The sequence below is a fragment of the Mycobacterium sp. 1165196.3 genome (genome assembly GCF_001673415.1).
GTDB classification, from domain to species: Bacteria; Actinomycetota; Actinomycetes; order Mycobacteriales; family Mycobacteriaceae; genus Mycobacterium; species Mycobacterium europaeum_A.
In genome coordinates this window covers 1-5,229 of the sequence record NZ_LZLU01000038.1, presented here as the reverse complement: position 1 = coordinate 5,229, position 5,229 = coordinate 1, and the positions used below count along the sequence as shown (strand labels likewise).

Genomic DNA, 5,229 nt, shown 5'->3' with positions numbered 1-5,229 from the left:
AAGGGGGCGGGCGACGGGGCGCCCGAAGTCGGAGCCGACGGCGACTTTCCCAGCGCCAACAGCATTTCGGCGGTGTGTCGCGATAGTTGCCAGCCGCCCTGGAAGGGGGTGAACTCCATCGGGAAGGTGAAGTTGGCGTTGTTGGCCTGGGCGGTGTGAACGGCGATGGTGGCCTTCACGTTCGACGGATTCTTGTCCGACCACGCGATGTCGTTCGCGTTGAAAGTCATCGGCAGATAGCCGTTGTCGCGCAGGGCGTTGGTGAATTTGTCCAGGGTGACCGCGCTCTCCGGCTTCGCGCCCTCCACCAGATTCACCTTGCTGGCACCCGGAACGTTCGGGTCGGCGAGCCGCGTGAGCACGTCGGTGAGGGCCTCGGGCGGCGGCAGGGGAGCCGTGTTGGGCGCGGCAACCTGGCTCGAGGTGGCCGGTGGGAGCGAAGACGTGGCCGACGAACCGGTATTCGGGTGCGGCGACGAACATGCCGCGAGTCCGACCGCCGCCAAGGCGGCGGCGGCGCTCAGCGCTACGGGCAGTGGCCGGTGCATCCAGTCGGTCGGCCGGCTAGACGCCTCTGGCCGCTTCGCGAACGAAGGGTGTCGCTAAGGTCTGGCCGATGGGTGCAACGGAAGTCACACCGGCGGAGGGGGCGACGACGGCGACGCGAGTCGAGCCTGTGGCGAGGCTTTTTGCGGTCACGCTGGCACCTCCTGAGGCCCTTTCGATCATCACGATTAGTGGCCGAGATTACCAGCGTGACGAAAATCTTAACTTTTCGTGGGTATTTGACTCCGCACATCAATCGGCAATCGCCGGTAGCTTTGAAGTATCCGCCGCACCAATTCGGTGTGGGAAAGGAGCGCAAGATGGGTAGCTCAGAGCGTTCTGAAGCTTTCGGAACACCGCACGAATCAGACATGTCCAGCGGCGACGAGGCCGAGTTGGAGCAACTACGCCGCGAGGCAGCGATGTTGCGCGAGCAACTCGAGCACGCCGTCGGCTCGCATGGAGGTGCCCGCTCCGCCCGCGATGTGCATCAGCTCGAAGCGCGCATCGACTCGCTCGCGTCGCGGAACTCGAAGTTGATGGAGACCCTCAAAGAGGCTCGCCAGCAACTGCTTGCGCTGCGTGAGGAAGTCGATCGGCTGGGGCAGCCGCCCAGCGGCTACGGCGTCCTGCTCGGCACGCACGAGGACGACACGGTCGACGTGTTCACCTCCGGCCGCAAGATGCGGCTGACGTGCTCGCCGAACATCGAAGTTCCCTTGCTGCGCAAGGGGCAGACGGTCCGGCTCAACGAGGCCCTGACCGTCGTCGAGGCCGGCACGTTCGAATCGGTCGGCGAAATCTCCACGTTGCGTGAGCTCCTGGCCGACGGGCACCGGGCCCTGGTCGTCGGGCACGCCGACGAGGAGCGCATCGTGTGGCTGGCCGAGCCGCTGGTCGCCGAGGACCTCCCGGAGGGGCATCCCGACGCGCTGAACGACGACACCCGGCCGCGCAGGCTGCGGCCCGGCGACTCGCTGTTGGTCGACACCAAGGCCGGGTACGCCTTCGAGCGGATCCCCAAGGCCGAGGTCGAGGACCTGGTGCTCGAAGAGGTGCCCGACGTCAGCTACGAGGACATCGGTGGCCTGACCCGCCAGATCGAGCAGATCCGGGACGCGGTGGAGCTGCCGTTCCTGCACAAGGAGCTGTACCGCGAGTACGCGCTGCGCCCGCCCAAAGGTGTGCTGCTCTACGGTCCGCCCGGTTGCGGTAAGACGCTGATCGCCAAGGCCGTGGCCAACTCGCTGGCCAAGAAGATGGCCGAGGTGCGCGGCGACGACGCCCGCGAGGCCAAGTCCTACTTCTTGAACATCAAGGGACCCGAGCTGCTCAACAAGTTCGTCGGTGAGACCGAGCGGCACATCCGGCTGATCTTCCAGCGCGCCCGCGAGAAGGCGTCGGAAGGCACACCGGTGATCGTGTTCTTCGACGAGATGGACTCGATCTTCCGCACCCGCGGGACCGGCGTCTCCTCGGACGTAGAGACCACCGTCGTCCCGCAGTTGCTGAGCGAGATCGACGGCGTCGAGGGCCTGGAGAACGTCATCGTGATCGGCGCCTCCAACCGTGAGGACATGATCGACCCGGCGATCCTGCGGCCCGGCCGTCTGGACGTGAAGATCAAGATCGAGCGGCCCGATGCCGAAGCGGCACAAGACATCTTCTCGAAGTACCTGGTCGAGACGCTGCCGGTGCACGCCGACGATCTCGCCGAGTTCGGGGGCGACCGTTCGGCTTGCATCCGGGCGATGATCGAAAAGGTCGTCGAGCGGATGTACGCCGAGATCGACGACAACCGGTTCCTGGAGGTCACCTACGCCAACGGTGACAAGGAAGTCATGTACTTCAAGGACTTCAACTCCGGCGCCATGATCCAGAACGTCGTCGACCGGGCGAAGAAGAACGCGATCAAGTCGGTGCTGGAGACCGGGCAGCCCGGTCTGCGCATCCAGCATCTGCTGGACTCGATCGTCGACGAGTTCGCCGAGAACGAGGACCTGCCCAACACCACCAACCCCGATGACTGGGCGCGGATTTCGGGCAAGAAGGGCGAGCGGATCGTCTACATCCGCACCCTGGTCACCGGCAAGAGCTCGAGCGCATCGCGGGCCATCGACACCGAATCCAACCTGGGCCAGTACCTGTAGGGCTCGGCGCCGGCTGAGCCCGTGGGGCTCAGTCGGTCACCAGCGAATAGCTGTTGGTCAGGTTGTCCTGCAGCACCTGGGCGGGCCGCTGGGTCGTGTCCACGCGCAGTTCTTCGGTGAGGACCCGCGGTTGATACGACCACCCGGCCGGCAGGTCGAGCCGGTCGGCAAGGCCCGGTAGGTCGTCGCGCGACAAGGTGGCGTCGGCGACCTGGCTCCAGGTCTGCATCACCCAGTGCCGGCTCTGCGGATCGATGAGTTCGAACACCTGCTGGCCGGCGTTGAAGACGAACACCGTGTGGCGACTGACCGTGTTGGGGACATATGGCGCCGGGTTCATCGACGACAACAGCACGGTGGCCTGCTGGATCATCTCGATGCCGCCGAAGGACTTGGTGATCTGCGGCCCGCGGGCCTGTTTTTCGATGGCGTTCATCAGCCAGTAGCGGGGACCGTTGAGCAGGGCTGCGGCCGCGCCGTGTTCGGTGGCGATGGCGTGCGCGTCCAGCGCCGACCACAGCTCCTGGGGACAGTCGTTGAGCGGGAAGCTGTTGTAAACCGTTGCCTGTGGGCCCGCCTCGCCGGGAGTTACCAGGAGTACCTCGCCATAGCGCTTCCCGGACAGGTCCAGTGCGTGTTTACCGACGGCGCGGCCGAATTCGGGGGCGGACACTCCGGTGAAATTAATCACTGGTACCGGTGCCGTCAATACGACGGACGGCGGGCCCGGCGGCGCCTCGATAGCGGTTACGCGCCACCAAAGTCGTCTGCAGGTCGTCGATCAGCGGGTCGAGAAAGGTGGACCGGTACTCCGCGTCGCCCGCCGCGCGGGCGCTGATGTACATGAACGTCAGCGCGCCGAGGAACAGGGTCATGTGGATCAGTGAGTCGGGCACCGGCAGCGTGAATCCGAGCACCGTCGCGCGGCTGGTGTAGGTGTGGGTCCACTCGTTGAGCAGGTCGGGGCTTCGCCGGGTGAGCACGAACGGCAAACCGCGCTCCAAGAACCAGCTTTCGGCGGCGGCGCCCAGCGCGGCTCGGCGGTCCGGAGCGCGGCCGCGAAGAAGCTCCATGCCGGGTCACCCTACGGCCGGCAGCCCACCCGCGGCGGCCGTATCGAAAGGGTTGCCCGACGGGCGGTTTGCGGACGTCGGTCGGGCCGCGGGCTCGCCCGGGCGAATCGCATCGGCCGGCTCCCGCGCGCCCCGCCGCGCGGGCCACTTCGTCGCCCGGCCTACGCTTAGGTCATGCAACGGATTATCGGAACGGAGGTCGAATACGGCATTTCATCGCCATCGGACCCGACAGCCAATCCGATCCTCACGTCGACGCAGGCGGTTTTGGCGTATGCGGCCGCAGCGGGCATCCAGCGCGCCAAGCGCACCCGCTGGGATTACGAGGTGGAATCGCCGTTGCGGGATGCCCGCGGCTTCGACCTGAGCCGCTCGGCCGGCCCGCCCCCGGTGGTCGACGCCGACGAGGTCGGCGCGGCCAACATGATCCTGACCAACGGCGCGCGGCTCTACGTCGACCACGCGCATCCCGAATACTCCGCCCCCGAGTGCACCGACCCGCTGGACGCGGTGATCTGGGACAAGGCCGGCGAGCGCGTCATGGAGGCCGCCGCACGCCACGTCGCCAGCGTGCCGGGGGCCGCGAAACTGCAGCTCTACAAGAACAACGTCGACGGCAAGGGCGCGTCGTACGGGTCGCACGAGAACTATCTGATGTCGCGGCAGACGCCGTTTTCGGCCATCATCGCCGGGCTGACCCCCTTTCTGGTCTCCCGGCAGGTGGTCACCGGCTCGGGCCGGGTCGGCATCGGCCCCTCCGGTGACGAGCCCGGCTTCCAGCTGTCCCAGCGCTCGGACTACATCGAGGTCGAGGTCGGCCTGGAAACCACGCTCAAACGCGGCATCATCAACACCCGCGACGAGCCGCACGCCGACGCCGATCGATACCGGCGGCTGCACGTCATCATCGGCGACGCGAACCTCGCCGAGACGTCGACCTATCTGAAGCTGGGTACCACCGCGCTGGTGCTGGACCTGATCGAAGAGGGCCCGGCGCACGGCATCGACCTGAGCGACCTGGCGCTGGCGCGGCCGGTGCATGCGGTCCACGCCATCAGCCGCGACCCGTCGCTGCGCGCCGCCGTGGCGCTGGCCGACGGCCGGGAGCTGACGGGGCTTGCGCTGCAACGTGTTTACCTCGATCGGGTGGCCAAGCTGGTGGACAGCCGCGACCCCGATCCGCGCGCGTCCGACGTCGTCGAAACCTGGGCGCACGTGCTCGACCAGCTCGAGCGCGACCCGATGGAATGCGCCGAAATACTCGACTGGCCGGCCAAGCTGCGCCTGCTCGAAGGGTTCCGGCAGCGCGAGAACCTGAGCTGGTCGGCGCCGCGGCTGCACCTGGTGGACCTGCAATATTCCGACGTCCGGCTGGACAAGGGCCTCTACAACCGGCTCGTCGCGCGCGGTTCGATGAAGCGCCTGGTGACCGAGCACCAGGTGCTCGAAGCGGTGGACAA

4 protein-coding genes and 1 pseudogene are annotated in these 5,229 nt (G+C 66.9%); 2 read left to right on the top strand and 3 right to left on the bottom strand.

Annotated elements, in window-relative coordinates; genetic code table 11:
• On the bottom strand, positions 1 to 548 hold a 548-nt coding region (locus A5659_RS04015), incomplete at its 3' end, for a hypothetical protein (protein ID WP_067179423.1).
• 318 nt (positions 549 to 866) lie between these two features.
• On the opposite strand from A5659_RS04015, the gene arc reads away from it, so the two are divergent.
• On the top strand, positions 867 to 2,696 hold the full coding sequence (arc, locus tag A5659_RS04010) for a proteasome ATPase (protein WP_067024563.1): 1,830 nt from the start codon (positions 867 to 869) through the stop codon (positions 2,694 to 2,696).
• A gap of 28 nt (positions 2,697 to 2,724) precedes the next feature.
• On the opposite strand, the gene A5659_RS04005 is transcribed toward arc, so the two are convergent.
• Both A5659_RS04005 and A5659_RS04000 read right to left on the bottom strand, forming a co-directional pair.
• Positions 2,725 to 3,369, bottom strand: a complete 645-nt coding sequence (locus tag A5659_RS04005; protein WP_067179421.1) for a hypothetical protein — start codon at positions 3,367 to 3,369, stop codon at positions 2,725 to 2,727.
• A 10-nt stretch (positions 3,370 to 3,379) separates the two neighbouring features.
• Positions 3,380 to 3,733, bottom strand: a pseudogene (locus A5659_RS04000) (hypothetical protein); the annotation flags it as partial.
• A gap of 210 nt (positions 3,734 to 3,943) precedes the next feature.
• Between A5659_RS04000 and dop the strand changes: the two are divergent.
• Positions 3,944 to 5,229, top strand: a 1,286-nt coding sequence (gene dop, locus A5659_RS03995) for a pup deamidase/depupylase (protein WP_067179417.1), incomplete at its 3' end; no start/stop codon positions are given.